The 15939-nt window shown below is 47.9% G+C and carries 10 protein-coding genes; 7 read left to right on the top strand and 3 right to left on the bottom strand.

Annotated features, from left to right (window positions below):
* Positions 1-334: 334 nt before the first annotated feature.
* The gene (locus NG795_RS08730) at positions 335-550 is read right to left on the bottom strand and encodes a DUF2949 domain-containing protein (protein WP_367288270.1); all 216 of its coding nucleotides are present in this window, start codon (positions 548-550) and stop codon (positions 335-337) included.
* A 933-nt stretch (positions 551-1483) separates the two neighbouring features.
* Positions 1484-3949 (bottom strand): VIT domain-containing protein, encoded by a 2466-nt coding sequence (locus NG795_RS08725; protein ID WP_367288269.1) that lies wholly within the window; start codon positions 3947-3949, stop codon positions 1484-1486.
* 364 nt (positions 3950-4313) lie between these two features.
* Between NG795_RS08725 and NG795_RS08720 the strand changes: the two genes are divergently transcribed.
* The 5 genes from NG795_RS08720 (at position 4314) to NG795_RS08700 (ending at position 9592) form a co-directional block, all read left to right on the top strand.
* Positions 4314-5378, top strand: a complete 1065-nt coding sequence (locus NG795_RS08720) for a ParA family protein (protein ID WP_367288268.1) — start codon at positions 4314-4316, stop codon at positions 5376-5378.
* Positions 5362-6111 (top strand): HEPN domain-containing protein, encoded by a 750-nt coding sequence (locus tag NG795_RS08715; RefSeq protein ID WP_367288267.1) that lies wholly within the window; start codon positions 5362-5364, stop codon positions 6109-6111. The genes NG795_RS08720 and NG795_RS08715 overlap by 17 nt, the downstream gene beginning before the upstream one ends.
* A gap of 70 nt (positions 6112-6181) precedes the next feature.
* Entirely contained in the window at positions 6182-6790 is a 609-nt protein-coding gene (locus tag NG795_RS08710; protein ID WP_367288266.1) for a Uma2 family endonuclease, read from the top strand.
* Between the two features lie 213 nt (positions 6791-7003).
* Positions 7004-7966, top strand: a complete 963-nt coding sequence (locus NG795_RS08705) for a protochlorophyllide reductase (RefSeq protein WP_367288265.1) — start codon at positions 7004-7006, stop codon at positions 7964-7966.
* Between the two features lie 123 nt (positions 7967-8089).
* Positions 8090-9592, top strand: coding sequence for an NB-ARC domain-containing protein (locus tag NG795_RS08700; protein WP_367288264.1), 1503 nt, complete (start codon positions 8090-8092; stop codon positions 9590-9592).
* Between the two features lie 214 nt (positions 9593-9806).
* On the opposite strand, the gene NG795_RS08695 is transcribed toward NG795_RS08700, so the two are convergent.
* Entirely contained in the window at positions 9807-12497 is a 2691-nt protein-coding gene (locus NG795_RS08695) for an ATP-binding protein (protein WP_367288263.1), read from the bottom strand.
* A 390-nt stretch (positions 12498-12887) separates the two neighbouring features.
* On the opposite strand from NG795_RS08695, the gene NG795_RS08690 reads away from it, so the two are divergent.
* Both NG795_RS08690 and NG795_RS08685 read left to right on the top strand, forming a co-directional pair.
* Positions 12888-13475, top strand: coding sequence for an HD domain-containing protein (locus NG795_RS08690; protein WP_367288262.1), 588 nt, complete (start codon positions 12888-12890; stop codon positions 13473-13475).
* Positions 13476-13652: 177 nt separating this feature from the next.
* Positions 13653-15743, top strand: a complete 2091-nt coding sequence (locus tag NG795_RS08685; protein WP_367288261.1) for a cation:proton antiporter domain-containing protein — start codon at positions 13653-13655, stop codon at positions 15741-15743.
* Positions 15744-15939 lie beyond the last annotated feature (196 nt).

Genomic DNA, 15939 nt, shown 5'->3' with positions numbered 1-15939 from the left:
CAATCCTAGGCTCGTCACGGATTTGTGGTTAAATTTTTCTAATTTTTTAACAATGGGGGCGGGACTGCTGTGATTGTTGTCTGGGAGGGTGCGGTGGCAAGGCGATCGCCCTTTCTCTATCAACGGGACTATTCCCGCTTGGAACAGAACGGATTGCTTAAATAATCAAAAAGATTTCCGTTTCTAGCTCAGAATCGGAAATCTTAAATTTTTCTATTGAATTCAGACCCGAATGCGATCGCCCAATTGCTCTTTCCCTTTAAAACCTTAATGCTCACGATTGGCTGCATCCTCAGTTCTATCAAGTCTCATTCTGGTTGGTCCTCCTGATGGATTAAAGATTTCCGTCGATCGCCGTTCGGTTCTCCAGCCAGTCGAAGATTCGCTCAAGCTGTTCTAGGGAAACTAACCCATACTGCCACAGGATCATCGGTAAAGGACCGAGATTTTGTTCTCCATGACGTAGGGCCATATCGATGGAGGAAGGCGACAGCGCCAAATCCTCTTGTAAAAATTTCACCAAATGTCCGTAATTGTTAGAGAGTTTCACAACTTTTTTTTCAACCTTTTGTTTTGTTATTGATTCAAATTATTCGGTGTAAATCACTCGACTACCTCTACCCCCAGGCAGGGAAGATAGCAGGTTCTAAGGTAGATTTCTTAATCCGAATTTTGAGTCGCCCAGGACTCACGTTTCTCAAGTCGTACCTGTGGCGATTGTTCGGGCATCTGGGTTTTGCCATTGAGCTTCCGGTGAAAGATCCAGAATTTACCCAAGCTTCAATTAGCCCAGTATGAATGGACGGAAACCGGATTGGTAAATACTCGTTGATGCGGTTAACGGCGAGGTTCAACTCAACGGGTTAGGCTGAGGATGACTCGGGGTTTTCTTTCTCTGAGTTCAATCAATCAATCGATGTATCCATTTCCACCGACTATAAGGGCGCTGGATGTTTACCAGCGATAGCAGCCAATGGTTTGCTTTAAGACTCAACCGCTCTGCTTCCAGAACAGCGATCGCCGCTGTCACCTGGGTTTAGGCGAATTTTTCTCACTCCCCACTCCGACTTCAGGACGAGCTATCGATTGACTTCTCCGAACTCCACTGGGGACAGGTTGAAGTTTTGGCAACAGCGCTCGTCTCTCCACCGCTTTTGGCTTAATTGGAAAAGCGGTTTAATAAAGATAGCATGGTACTTTGGTTTTGACTAGCCTCTGAGGACAGAAAAATCTAAATACATTGTAAAGTTTTTTATCGCAGGAAGCAAAACAAAACTCTGGGGGGTTCCCGGCTGGTTTGGCCGATGCCAGGGGAGGACCCCACCTAACCCGGACCAAGATACAGGGGAGGGGACCATCAGGTGCAGTGATAGCGGTTCGGTAGGCTCATGAGGTCCAGATATTTAGAGCTGGATCCGGCCCGGGTTTCCGTCAGTTTACCCCCCAGGGAGCGGCAACTGTTACGGGTTATCGCTCCAGAAGCCTAGGCGGAAATCCGCACCCGCAGCAGTACCGTGGTGGGGAGGGAGAGTCTCGATCCCCACATAAACCAGGTAAGCAGCGATCGCCGTATAGCCGCAATCAGTTGCGGATCATCCCCAGAAGACTGCTTGTCATCCAGAATCACCTGTTTCACTCCTTCTTGAGTAATCCGCAACTCCCAAACCAGTTCCCCACTCCCTCCAGGGGGAAGCGGCAACGATTTTAGATATTCTGTCAGGCGAGCGATCGCCTCAGCATCTAATCCCGTCACACTCACAATCTCTAACCGCTTTGGCGGCATTGCCGGTTTTGGCGCTTGAAAGGTGACTTCAATAGAGTTCAAAGGGGACTCCAATCGAGGAGGGGCCTCAAATGGGCGGGCCGATGAAGATTCATTTTCTGCTACATCAGGACTTTCAACGTAGGATATACCGCCAAAATCAGTTGGCATCTGAGTACCTTGGTACTCTGCTTCCTCCTTGGATAAATTGGCATATAAGGCCCGACGCACCGACATCCGGCGTTTAGGAGACATCGCACGGTTCAACTGCGGGGGGGATGGCGCATAAACGGCACCCATCGAGCCAAAAACGCCCTCAGCGTTGACGCCTTCTGGCATTTCCACCGGCACTGGTACCGAAACCGATGCCTCGGGATGATCCACTCGCACCTCATCGCTAACGGCAACAAACGCTGTATATTGACAGAGGAGTTGATAGGCGATCGCCGTCTGGGTGACTGCTTCAACGCCAGACTTAGTTTCCCCACTCACCATCTGATTCATCAAAGCCTTAATGCGGGAACGTCCCCATAATTGAGCCACTGCCGGATTTCCTCCGCGCTCAAACTTTACCTCAAACCGTTGCTGATAGAGAGTACCCCCCGCAGCGATTCCCGACACCTGCAATGTCCCCGCAATAGCATCCGCTTTGCGTCCAAATAAAACCAGGGGTTTTTCTGCAAACAAATCCGGTGCGATCGCTGGATAAATCACCGGAGACTCGCCCTCACCTTCCCATGTCACCTGAATATTAGCCAACACCGGATTATTAATTTGTCGGAAGAACCGTTCCACGGTTTCATCCGGCGCTTCATCATGACGAATCACCTGAGAAATACCCCGTCCGAGTTCAGCAATGCGATTCAGTAAAAATCGATTTACCGAACTCCCGGCACCAAAACTATAGAGACGGTTTCCCGATTTTAAATGGCGCTGTACCTCCGCCAGAATTTGATTTTCATTCCCAATATATCCATCGGTTAATAGCACAATACTCCGCAATCGTCCTGGATCGGTCACCGGGAAATTTAACACGGCTTGAATCCCGCGTAACATTTCGGTTCCACCGCCAGCAGTTAACTGATTAATATAGGTAATAGCGCGGGATTGATTTTGGGGAGTATTGGGTAGAGGAACCGGAGAAAGCTGCTGAGTCGTATCAGAAAAATCGATAATGCTAAAGGTATCATCCGGGTTCAATCCTTGGATAAACCGGCGCATGAGTTCTTGACACTGGCGCAAGGGATGACCCATTTGAGAACCGGAAGTATCAATCAAAAATACTACATCTTTGGAGACAATTTGTTCTGGAGCATACTTCAGCGCCGGGATGAGATACAGGGCAAAATGTCCACCTTTGTCATCGGATTGAGTTAATAAGGTCGATTGAGTGGTTTTTGACCCCACTTGATACCGGAGGATAAAGTCTTTATTCGGGATAGTATCACTGCCGACTAAACCCACAAGCACCCGTGGTCCATCGTGAGAAATATGCAGTTGATGAGAGGGCGATCGCACCCCGTGAATGTTCACTTCCGCATCAATTTCCACCGTCATATTGATATCATGCCCCGAACGAGTTCCAGCCGGTAAAATAGGCGCATTTAACCCAGAGGCATCGGGAACTAAATCTGTATCTTGATTTTGAGACATTGGTCCGGGTGCAGACCCTGAACCGCCTGCATTTTCCCCAATCGGAGTACCGGGGATATAGCGCGGACCTACCACCATTGGAAATACAAATTCATAATTTCCCCCCTCAAATTGCAGACTCGCCGAATAGCGAATAATCACATCAATTTGCTCACCGGGTTGGATGTTAGCCAGGGATTGAGTGAAGATATTATCTCTTTCTTGTTCTAAAAGTCCAGCGGTGCGTCCTTGTTGTTTAGCTTGCTGATAAATTTGTTGCGCTTCTTCTCGTTGTTTGATGTGACCTTTTATGGTGCGATCGCCAATTTTAATTAACATTTCATCCACTGCCGCCTCATCGGGCAACGGGAAAATATAGACCGCTTCTAAAGTCGTAGTAAAGGGATTTTCAAAGGTTTGGGTCACTTCCACCCGGGAGAGATTTCCGGCAACTTTAGCGCTGACTTCCGTATGTTTGAGGGGAAACGCAATTTGCTGGGAGTCAGGAGTTTGAACATATAAACCAGCCAGTTGGCGATCGAGCATCTGAGACATAAGATTGGCCTCCATTTCTGTGCTATCTTCACTGTAATCCCGTTCCCGGAAGAAATCTGCTCAGTCTTGTGCTCACTTTTGTGTTCAGTTCAGTGTTCAGTCCCTGGTTCAGGGGTGGAGGGTGGGTTGCTGTTGGCTAGACAGGATGGTAAACTCAAAGGTATTAAATTTTACCAGGTTTTAGTTTTAAGGGCAAAACTGGTCAGTCAGGGTGATGGAGAAATGAGCGAAAATGCTATAATAACCCTTAAAATCAAAACCAGATTACAGAATTACAATTCTGATGGCCCGAATTCATCAACTGTTTGAAAAGACAATCATTTTCCCAAAAACACTTTTAAACAAATAATCCGAGGTTGATTCAATGGTTCAAAAAATTGCCTTATTTAATCACAAAGGGGGAGTCAGCAAGACAACCACCACCTTTAACCTGGGTTGGATGCTGGCCTCAAAGGGTAAGAGAGTCATTATGGTGGATGCTGATCCACAGTGTAATCTGACGGGGATGGCATTAGGGGAAGAAACAGAAGATGATGAAGTGGGAATAGAAAGAATTTATCAGACCTATTCTAATATCAAAAAAGGGTTGGCCCCGGCTTTTGAATCCCAGCCTAAAGCCATTGAAGCTGTAGACTGTCTTCCCATTAAGGGCCAAGAGAGGTTGTTTTTACTACAGGGTCATGTAGGATTGGCTGAATATGAAGTGGCTCTATGGATTGCTCAGGAACTAAGTGGCTCGATTCATTCCCTCAGAAATTTACCCGGTTCTATCACCGATTTGCTCGATAAAACAGCGGAAAAGTTGGACGCTGATTATATTTTAATTGACATGAGTCCCAGCTTGGGTGCAATCAATCAAAATATCCTGATGACTAGCGATTTTTTCATTGTGCCAACTACTGTTGATTTCTTTTCAGTCATGGTAATTGACTCTTTGGCAAAAGTCTTACCGAAATGGTACGCTTGGGCTACTAGAGCGAATTCGCTTCCACTCTTGAAAGATGCGATCTATCCATTTCCCGATGTAAACCTTAAATTTTTAGGGATTATTGTTCAAGATTTTCGGATTATTAATGGGAGGGAAACAGGAGTATTTGAAACCTGGACAAAACAAATAGAGCAGGCTGTTAGCTCTAAATTAGTTCCCATATTACAAAACCATAATATGCTGTTACCACAGCAGGAGTATGTTAATCAAGAAATTAATAGCAATTTTTGCTTAACTAAAATTTCTAATTTTAATAGCTTGATTGCCAAATCTCAAAAGCATCAAGTACCAATTTATGAGTTAACCCCTCAGCAATTAGGACAAACCGGGCAGGTGAGAAAACACAATCAGAAAAAGCAGGAGGATTTTAGACAAACATTTTCAGATTTAGCCGATAAAATTATAGGATTAACATCTATGGCTTATGCAGTCAGCGCTTGACCAATTTCGGATTAGCATAAGTCGGGTGAGAGACTTGATTGCTCTTTATAACTCGCTCACGGCTCAATCGATGGCTGCTTTAGATTTATCGGATATGTTGAGGTCGGCACTTGTGCTAGGGGTGAGTGCCTTGGATTACTATGTCCATGAAATTGTCACTTTAGGAATGCTGGAGATTCACCGAGGTCAACGTTTGGAACCCGCCCCTCCTCCAAACAATGCTCAATCCTCATTTTCTCGCTTTCAAGTTTCATTAGGGGGGGCCCGACAGGACCGATTGAAAGCATTAGATATTGCCTCCTGGCTAGAAAATGACATTGCCCAAACACAAGGACCAGGATTTTTACAACAGTCTTATACCGTCTCATCCTTGTTGGCTGCGATCGCCACGAGTATTCAAAACCAACTGAATAATACAGATTGGCTAGAAGATGAAATTCGTGAACGCCTGGGATATCAGAGTTTTCAACACCCGGATAAAATAGCAGATGCTATTCGATTAATTTCTGATAAAAAACTGTGGGAGGAGGTGGCGAATCAAATGGGGAAACCGCAGAAAAATATTAAACAAGAACTCAGGGCAATAGTTGATCGCCGGAACCAAATCGCCCATGAAGCTGACATTGATCCGACTTATGGGATTGGCAGTCGCCGAAATATTGATGCAGTCTCCGTCGCAGAAGCAATTGATTTTATTGAGGAGATTATCGAAACGATTCATCAAATCCTGTGAAAAAATAATAGATCTCAAGCCACTCCCAATCCATTACAATCAAATCAGAGCGGTATGAGGATGAGCCACCATGATCGCAACCCCCATAAAAACGGAAACTGTTACCTTGCAATTACCCTGGGACCTGAACCTTCAGGTGACTCCAGGACAATTTGCTGCGATCGCCGCTGTCAACCCTGAGTTAAAACTAGAACGCACTGCAACCGGAGAATTAATTGTGAATCCACCCACCGGCGGCGAAACGGGATATCGCAATATCAGAATCGCCTATTTTTTGGTCAAATGGATTGAGGAAGAAGGGGGAAATGGGATTGCCTTTGATTCCTCCACTGGATTTACCCTCCCCAATGGTGCGAACCGTTCTCCGGATGCCGCTTGGGTGAGTATAGAACGTTGGCAGGCATTAACCCCCGCGCAACGCAAAGGGTTTGTTCCTTTATCTCCTGATTTTGTGATTGAATTGCGGTCCGAGTCGGACAGTTTGGCAAAACTGCAAGGCAAGTTACAGGAGTATATCGACAATGGGACACAATTAGGATGGTTAATTGACCCGCAACAGCAACAAGTTGAGATTTATCGCGCCGGACAAAAGGCGGAAATTGTGATGAATCCGAGTCAATTATCTGGGGAGACGGTATTACCGGGGTTTGTGTTGAATTTGCGCCGAGTTTGGAGTTGAGGGGGTTGATTTTTGGGTGGCGATCGCCAGGTTGAAGTCAGCATCTCCCGAACCTGAGAACCAAACCGCAAACTCGTCATGACCCCCTGGGGACTTTTCAATAGGGACCCCATCTACGGGACCCCAGGACTCTAGAAAAAATTTAGTTTACCATCGCGATCGCAATATGAGATCCTAGATCTAGTCAACAACGGTCAACTCATTTCTCTACCGATGGAACAAGATCGAAAGTCAACGGTCGTCATCACGGGCGCATCCTCCGGGGTCGGTTTATACGGCGCGAAAGCCCTGGCGAAACGAGGATGGCACGTGATCATGGCCTGTCGGGATTTAGCCAAAGCTGAAAAAGCGGCCCAGTCTGTGGGAATGTCTCCGGACAGCTACACGATACTCCATATCGATTTAGGCTCCTTACAAAGCGTGCGTCAGTTTATCAATGACTTCCGCGCTACAGGTAGGACCCTGGATGCTTTGGTCTGCAATGCGGCCATTTATATGCCGTTAATCAAAGAACCCTTGCGCAGTCCTGAAGGGTATGAACTCAGTGTCGCGACAAATCACCTGGGTCATTTCCTCCTGTGTAATATCATGTTGGAGGATATGAAGCGATCGCCTGCGCCAGATAAGCGCATGGTCATCCTAGGAACCGTCACCCACAACCCGGATGAACTCGGCGGCAAAATTCCACCCCGTCCAGATTTAGGGGATTTCACAGGGTTTGCCGAAGGATTCAAAGAGCCGCACTCGATGATTGACGGCAAGAAGTTTGAACCCGTTAAGGCGTACAAAGATAGCAAAGTCTGCAACGTTTTAACCATGCGGGAACTTCATGAACGCTATCATGAATCAACCGGAATTACCTTCACCTCTCTCTATCCCGGATGTGTTGCGGAAACGCCATTATTCCGGAACCATTATCCCCTATTTCAAAAAATCTTCCCCCTCTTCCAAAAATACATTACCAAAGGATATGTATCTCAGGATTTAGCGGGAGAACGAGTGGCGGACGTGGTTGCCGATCCGGAATACAAACAATCCGGCGCTTATTGGAGTTGGGGAAATCGTCAGAAAAAAGATAGAAAATCTTTTGTCCAACGGGTTTCTCCCCAAGCGCGGGATAATGATAATGGTAAGCGGATGTGGGAGCTGAGTGCTAAGTTAGTGGGACTGGCATAAGTGATTGGCTCATACAATATCGTTTGATAGGAATTCTACGGGGGTTTTTACCTCCGTAGATTTTTATCATTGATTGTCCCTTAAAATTAACGGATTAATGTTATCCTTCGATAGGTCTGAAGTATGTCAAAGTCGCTGAAGGCATCGATGGAAGGATTGGCAGTCGCCGATCGCGCTAGAAAGCGTTTAGGTTGGACAAAAACCAGTACAGCGCGATGGTGGCAGGATGCTCATACTTCCCGCGCCACCTTACGCCGATTTTGGCATGGCGATCGCATTCAACGGGATATTTTCATCGCCCTTTGTGCTGCCGTGGGGATTAGCGACTGGCAGGCGATCGCTGAACAATGTGAACCTGATTTTGACCCAGCAATCCCCGAGTCTCCGCCAATCCGAGACTGGCAAGAAGCGCCCGATTTAGACTCATTTTTCGGACGCGATCGCGAATTGGCACAACTCCAACACTGGATTCCCACCGCTAAACTCATCCTGATTTCCGGCATCGGTGGCATCGGAAAAACTGCCCTCGCTCTGGCTTTTGCTGACTCAATTCAACTACAATTCCAGGGAGTAATCTGGCGATCGCTACACCATTCCCCCTCAGTCGAAGCACTCCTCGATAGTCTCCTCTCCACCTTAGAAGGAACCTCTGTCACCAATCTTGCCAAAGGCACAACCCAATTACTCCACCATCTCAAACACCGGCGCTATCTGCTGATTTTAGATGGATTAGAAGCGGTCTTAGAATCACCAGAATTAGAGAAAGAATACAGTCATTTTCTCCAAATCTTAAATCGCGATCGGCATCAAATCTGCATACTGATTACCACTCGCGAACAACCTCAATCTGTCTCCCTAGAAGGCAAAACTTCCCAGAGTTTAACCCTCAGTGGATTGCGAAATACTGCTGCTGTAGATTTGTTAAAATCCCGAGGATTGACCGGGAAACAATTAGGAATTTCGGCCTTAATTCAACTGTATCGGGGGAATCCGTTCGCCCTCAAAATAGTAACCCCGGTGATTCAAACGGTATTTGGGGGAAATGTTGCCGCCTTTTTGAATCAAAATACCCTAATTGTCGGCGATAGATTGCGAACCCTGTTGCACCAACAATTAGAACGTCTGTCTGATTTAGAACGAGAGATTCTCTACTGGTTGGCAATCTGGCAAGAACCCGTTTCATTTTGCCGACTGCACACTCATTTTTTGGTGTTAGTCGATCCGGCAGCATTATTAGAAGCAATTGCCAGTTTAGAGAGGCGTTCCTTATTAGAATCCTGGTTTGGCGAGGAATCCTCTGCCTTCACCTTGCAACCCCTGGTGATGAAAACAGTCCGGGATGAATTAGTCGAACGTGCCACAGCGGAAATGCAACGGGTGGTGCAGAGTCATGATATTAGATATTTTAAAGTATTGCGATCGCTGAGGTTAGTCCGACCCGGAACCGACGATATTGCAGGCGATCGCATTATCAATCAACTGCGTGAGAACCTCCTGCAAATCTATGGCGGGACCCTACCGCAAACCTTGCAGAATGTTCTAGCGTTGTTATCGGACAAATCCCCCTTGGCTGTCGGTTATATTGGCTGTAATGCGATCGCCCTGCTGCAACCGTTAGATTTGTAGAGACGATTCGGATAGCATCAAATTTTTTACTCCGTTTTTATACTAAGCACCATGCTCAACACCGGCGGGGGTTAAAACGATTGGCGGCCTAACAGCTAAAGTCGGTTGAAAACCGACTAAAAACACCACGGAATAAGACTTTTAGTCGTCTTTAGACGACTTTAGCTATCAGGCGGGGGATTGATCCCCCGCCGGTTGTTGCAACTGGTGCTGATCACCCCTGCCATACCATCCGGCAAATCTCCTGATCTACCAGTTGATAGCGGGGGATTGGGGTATTATCGTATAGGCGGAAGAGTAAGCCCGACTGCACTAAGACTTCTAGGACTATCTGTAATATCTCTGGACTGGTTCCGAGTTCGGTTGTGAGTTCTTCTAGGGTTTTGCGGCAGGGATAGGGCATGGTGGGGGACTGTTCAGAGTCTGGGGTGGGTTTGGCGAGGGTTTGGAGGGTTAATCGGGCGATTTGGGTGTTTTCTACGCCACAGTCAGAAATCGCTTCTCGGATGCCTCGTCGAAGTAAGGCTGCTTTGCCGCCATATTGTTGATAGGCGCTCAGGGTGGTAATCTGTTCGGCTTCCAGTTGGGTGCCCGCTAACTGCAACATTAGCCCGCGCACTTCGGCGATCGTGCCTGGGGCTAAGTCTCGGACTAATTGCTCACTTAGTTCCGGTTCTAAGGGATATTCGGCCTGTTCTGTTAACCCCATCATCGCCCGGTAAGCGGTATCCAGAGATAAGTCTTGCAGGAGATAGCACAAACTTTCCCGAGTCTCTCGGTTGATAAATTCTAGCGATCGCAGGGATTCATTGTCTAATAAATCAGCTAGATGTTCGGTCCGCAAACAGACGATCGCTTTGACAAATGGAACATTCAAGCAGTCGCGCAAAAATTCATAAAACAGGTGGCGGTGTGATTCATGGGCACTATCAAATAAGTCCGCATCCACATCAAATAATAGGGCAGTTAAGATGTTGCGATCGCCATGTTCTCCCAGGCGATCGCAGAGGTTGTGCAGCATGGGAATCCGATTTTGCTCCTCGGTGATGTCCACAATGGGTAATCCTAGCTGAGTAAAGGCGCTATTAAATACCTCAACTGCGCCAGGGAACCAATCCCCTTGAATGGAGATAACCAGGGGTAATGCCAGATTGAGTCCGATTTGTTTTTGATGTAAGGCAGGGGCTAATTGAGCGGATAAAAGGGAAGATTTGCCGACTCCTGCGGGACCATGAATCAGGGTGAGTTTATAGTCGGGACGGCCAATGCGGGTAATCGCACATTCGACTTCAGATTCTCGTCCGGGGAGACTTTCCCCGGCATACCGTTTCCGGGGAAAGGGCCGATCGCCAATACCCAGATGCAGCAGTTGGGTGGGATTTAGGGGATGGAGTTGGGGTTGCAGAGGTTGTGCACCGATGAAGGCACGAAACCCATACTGATGTTCCAGGGCGTAGAGTTCCTGTTTCAGGGCAAAGGCGGTGAGGCGATCGCCTCGGTTAAAGTAGAGCGATCGCAATTCCCGGAGAATTTCACTGTATAATCGAGGATTACATTCCGGTTGGGCTTCGGATTTCGCTCTCTCTAGGGTGGCAATGGCTTGTTTACTCTCACTGAGTGCAGACAGTGCTCTCCCTAATAATAATAAATACCAGCCGCGATGATATTGGGCGGACCATTCTAGGAAACTGCGTTTTTCCGGGGTGAGAGTCGTGGCGCGGTAGGATTCCAGAATCTGAAGGGCGTTTAAGGCGGACTGCTTGGCGATCGCCCATTGGGAGTTCCACAGGGCCACTTCTCCCCAATAGCCGCAATCCTGTGCCTCGGCGATCGGGTCGGGATATTGTTGATGCAGTTGAGTGGCGATCGATGCCACCTCTTCCAATCCATCGCGGTCCCGGAGTTTTTGCATCACTTCCCCCAGGGCATTGATAAATTTTGCCATCAAATCCGGGCGATCGGCTTGTTGGTAGATGGCGACACATTGCTGAAAATAGTCCCGCGCTTGCCGGTAAGCTGCCTGGGCGGCCCCCCGATGTAACAAGGCTTCCCGATGCCAACAGGCCCCCAGATAAAACAGCAAGCAGCCATAGCGTTCTAAATGGGGGATAGAGTTTTCCTGCGGTGGATTCCCTGAATCCGAGACGGTAGGGACAGTTTTTTCCCAAAAGGCGAGACTACGTTGGTAAAATTCTCGGGCGGTTGCCAATTCATCATGGCTGTAGGCATTCCAACCCCGCACGAAATCTAAACAAGCTTGTAAATAAGGGTCCAGACTCTCCCCCGCCCGTTCAATATCTTTAATCGCACAAGCGATTTCCTGGCGATGGGTGTGGGTTAACAGTTCAATAGCAGCGCCAACTTGCAGTTGGTCCGCCCCAGCTTCTAGGATACAGTTAAATAAACCTTCGGCGGTTTCGCGTAAGCGTTGAATCAGTTTAGGGGTGGGAATTTCAAATTTAATGGAGGGTCCCGCCCAACTTTTAAAATTGGGGGCAAATTGGGTGATGCGATGGAGCAAATCGTCAGTCACCCAGAGGATTAACGGGAAGGGAAACTGTTTGCGAAATTCATCCCGGACTAAATCAATGGAAATTAATAATTCATCGATCGCCACTGCCGATTCTAATCCCAAAACCATGACCCCGGGGAGTGAGGGCAATTCCCCAAATTCCTCAATCATTCTACCAAATAAGGTGGTACTTAAGGGGGGTAAATGAATTTCGGCCACCGAAACCGGACATCGTTCCCGCAGTCGTTGCAGCATTTCTGTTTGCAAATGCCGATAATTGCACCGCACCAAAATGATGGCAAATTGTTCGGCAGACAAAGCGATCGCCCTCGATAGGGTATTGAGAGAGCGTTCGTTGTAAGCCGCTACATCTTCGGGCTGTTGTTGTTCCATAATAACTGCAATCTAGTCGAAAGCGGCGATTGATTCTTGAGGGTCCGGTCCTTTTTTAAAAAGGAGAAGGATGATTACTCGTGAGATTTCGGCACAAGTCCGGAGAGAATGGGAATGGGTTTAGTTTAGCTTAAACTGAACCGGATTTTGAGCTTGATCCGCGAAAAGCCCCTCGACTCATCCGGAGCATTTTATCTGACATCTTTCCATGATAATTTAACAGGGACCTGAAAATTTTGGGGGATTGTTTTAGTAACTCTCGTTGCGGGCATCCCATCCGGGATTTTTGAGCAACCTCACCCTGAAATCGAGCAACGGGGTTCCGGTGGGTTAGTCCTGAACCTGTTAAAATCCAGCGTATCCTAACTCGGTCGTTCGGAAGGGACACAGATGCTATCAAACCGCTTTAATCAAGCTTTAACCTTTGCAGCAGAACTCCACGGGAACCAACAGCGCAAGGGTTCCGGAGTGCCTTATGTGGCTCATTTACTGGGGGTAACCAGTATTGCCTTAGAATATGGGGCCAATGAAGATGAGGCGATCGCAGCGTTACTCCATGATGCGATCGAGGACCAAGGGGGGGCCGCTACCGGGGCAGAAATTCGCCGTCGCTTTGGAGATGCCGTGGCGACAATCGTCGAAGCTTGCACCGATGCCGATTCTACCCCAAAACCCCCCTGGCGAGAGCGCAAAGAGCTCTATCTGTCCCATCTTCCCACAGCTGCCCCTTCGGTCCTGTTGGTGAGTGCCTCGGATAAGTTGCACAATTCCCGGTCAATTTTACAGGATTATCGGGCAGTGGGAGAGTCAGTTTGGGACCGTTTTAAAGGGGGTAAAACCGGGACACTCTGGTATTATCGCGCCTTGGTGGAAGCCTTTCGTCCCACAGCGGTTAATCCTTGGTTATTTGCGGAATTAGAGCGGACTGTAACGGCGATCGAGCAAGTAGCCTCAAATCCGTCAGAAATAACCGGATAAACCAGCCGGAGTCTTCTGGGAATTTTCGCCCTTAATCGGGTCAAAAATTGTAGTCTAAATTACGATTTACTCGGGCTTTGTCAGGGGGTGAAAGTAGCGGACCCATTTAGGCGATCGCCCAGATGTAAAATCCGGACACCCTGAGATAGAATAAATAAAATTCAGCCTCCTACCTGCATGGAACTCGCCCTCGGCTTTTTGAAGAACGAACCCATCTTTGCTTTTGCCGTTCTGTTGGCCGTTATTTTAGTCGTGCCAATTTTCTTTGAACGGCTACAACTGCCCGGATTAATTGGCTTATTGGCGGCTGGAGTAGCCTTTGGACCCAATGGATTGCAGCTTTTACAGCCGCAATCCGAAACCATGAAACTCCTGTCCGACATCGGGGTTGTTTACCTGATGTTTGTCGCCGGTCTGGAAATGGATATGACCGAGTTTCAAAAGGTCAAAAATCGCTCCATTGGATTTGGAAGTTTGACCTTCATTTTCCCTCTGATTGCTGGCACAATTATCGCCCGCTTCTTTGGATTTAGTTGGAATGCTTCCCTGTTAATCGGGTCTTTGTTATCTTCTCATACTCCTCTCGGTTACCCGATTTTAAGCCGGTTAGGATTGATGGGAAATGAAGCCGTAATGGTGACCATTGGCGGAACCATTTTTACCAATATTCCGGCTTTGTTGGTCTTGGCAGTCTGCGTGAGCGTTCATGCCGGGAGTTTTAGTATCGGAAATTTGGCCATCATGCTCGTCCTGTTAACCCTTTATACCGGCATTGTGCTGTTTGGGTTTGACTGGGCCGGACGGGAATTTTTTCGCCGTTCTGGAGATGAAGAAGGCAACCAATTTTTGTTTGTCTTACTGGCAGTTTTCTTGGCCGCAGTTGGCGCTCAAATCATTGGGGTTGAAAAAATTGTTGGGGCATTTTTAGCCGGAATGGCCGTTAATGGTGCAATGGGTTCCGGTCCGGTAAAAGAAAAAGTCGTGTTTGTGGGCAGTGTCCTATTTATTCCCATTTTTATGGTGAATTTAGGACTATTAATTGACCTCCCCGCTTTTATTGCAACCCTGACTTCATTTTGGTTGACCCTGGCGATTATTTCAGGACTCTTAATCAGCAAATTAGTCGCAGCATTGCTGACTCAACTGCTGTATCGCTACACTCGCGCTGAGACTCTGGCGATTTGGTCCCTGTCTATTCCTCAAGTGGCGGCAACCCTGGCGGCAACCATTGTGGGATATAACGCCTTGAACCCCTTGGGAGAGCGGTTGTTGAGTGAGGAGGTCCTGAATACGGTGATTGTGATGATGTTAGTCACCGCCACATTAGGGCCATTTTTAACAGCGCGGGCGGCAGCCAGTTTGACCCCACCGACGACCAATTTTGATGCGGTGAAAACGCCCTTTGATGAAGGAAATCAGCCGAATGGTCCGTTTACGGTGATTGTGCCGGTTTATAACCCAGAAACGGAAAAGAATTTAGTGGAAATGGCGGCGTTGCTGGTGCGCCGGGAAGAGGGCCGAATCGTTCCCCTGTCGATCGCCCGGGTGATGGCAAACATGGAAGCATCAGCGGTTGATGCTGCCCTGATCCGGAGTGAAAATTTAGTGGCGGCAGCGGTGCAACTCTCTCAAGAATTTGGGGTCAAAGCCGAACCTTCCGTTCGGATTGATGATGATATTGCCCAGGGAATTGCTCATGCAAGTCGAGAGCAAAAAGCCAGTTTAATTGTGATGGGATGGGGGGAAACCACAACCCTGCGGGCGAGATTATTTGGGAACGTGATCGATCGCCTCTTATGGACGGCGCATTGTCCCGTAGCGGTAACGCGCCTGCTGGGTTCCCCCCTGCAAATGAAACGAATTTTAGTTTCCGTGGATAATCTTGTAGCGCGGGCGGTGTTTTCCGTGCGGTTTGCCTACAGTTTAGCCCAAATGAATGGGGGACAGGTGACCTTATTCCATGTTTGCGATCGGCGCACACCGGAAGAGGTGAATGCTCGCATCCAGGCTGAACTTTCTGCCTTAATCACGGAATTAGCGCCGAGTGATCCGACACAAATTCAGATTGTGATTGCGCCGAATGATGATATCCCCGGGGCGATTCTCAACGAGGCGATCGGCTATGATTTGGTGATTCTCCAAGCCATCAGACGGCGCACCATGTCTGGATTAGAGATGGATGATGTCACCACAAGTGTCATCCAGGAGCTTTCTTGTTCTCTAGTCATGTTGGGATCAAGCTACCTGGACTCACGCACCCCCTCTTAAAAATTGGGTTTCAAGAGTGCAATTTTTGCCGTTCAATCCCGCCCTTTCAGGGATCAGACTAGACCCTCTTGCTTTCATTCGGGATCGATCCCCCCAACCCCCCTTTTTAAGGGGGGCTTAAAAAAAAGGGGGCTTTTTAGAATTCTCTCAGAAGTCTACTGACGCCGGTCAAGCTAGATCCTAAATGTAGAGTAGG

This window comes from Laspinema palackyanum D2c (assembly GCF_025370875.1).
Lineage (GTDB): Bacteria > Cyanobacteriota > Cyanobacteriia > Cyanobacteriales > Laspinemataceae > Laspinema > Laspinema palackyanum.
This window is presented reverse-complemented; position numbering and strand designations above follow the sequence as displayed.

Excerpts from the sequence above, each read along its gene's own strand:
- NG795_RS08725 (WP_367288269.1), bottom strand. The coding sequence starts at position 3,949 with ATGTCTCAGATGCTCGATCGCCAACTGGCTGGTTTATATGTTCAAACT.
- NG795_RS08720 (WP_367288268.1), top strand. The coding sequence starts at position 4,314 with ATGGTTCAAAAAATTGCCTTATTTAATCACAAAGGGGGAGTCAGCAAG.
- NG795_RS08715 (WP_367288267.1), top strand. The coding sequence starts at position 5,362 with ATGCAGTCAGCGCTTGACCAATTTCGGATTAGCATAAGTCGGGTGAGA.
- NG795_RS08710 (WP_367288266.1), top strand. The coding sequence starts at position 6,182 with ATGATCGCAACCCCCATAAAAACGGAAACTGTTACCTTGCAATTACCC.
- NG795_RS08705 (WP_367288265.1), top strand. The coding sequence starts at position 7,004 with ATGGAACAAGATCGAAAGTCAACGGTCGTCATCACGGGCGCATCCTCC.
- NG795_RS08700 (WP_367288264.1), top strand. The coding sequence starts at position 8,090 with ATGTCAAAGTCGCTGAAGGCATCGATGGAAGGATTGGCAGTCGCCGAT.
- NG795_RS08695 (WP_367288263.1), bottom strand. The coding sequence starts at position 12,497 with ATGGAACAACAACAGCCCGAAGATGTAGCGGCTTACAACGAACGCTCT.
- NG795_RS08690 (WP_367288262.1), top strand. The coding sequence starts at position 12,888 with ATGCTATCAAACCGCTTTAATCAAGCTTTAACCTTTGCAGCAGAACTC.
- NG795_RS08685 (WP_367288261.1), top strand. The coding sequence starts at position 13,653 with ATGGAACTCGCCCTCGGCTTTTTGAAGAACGAACCCATCTTTGCTTTT.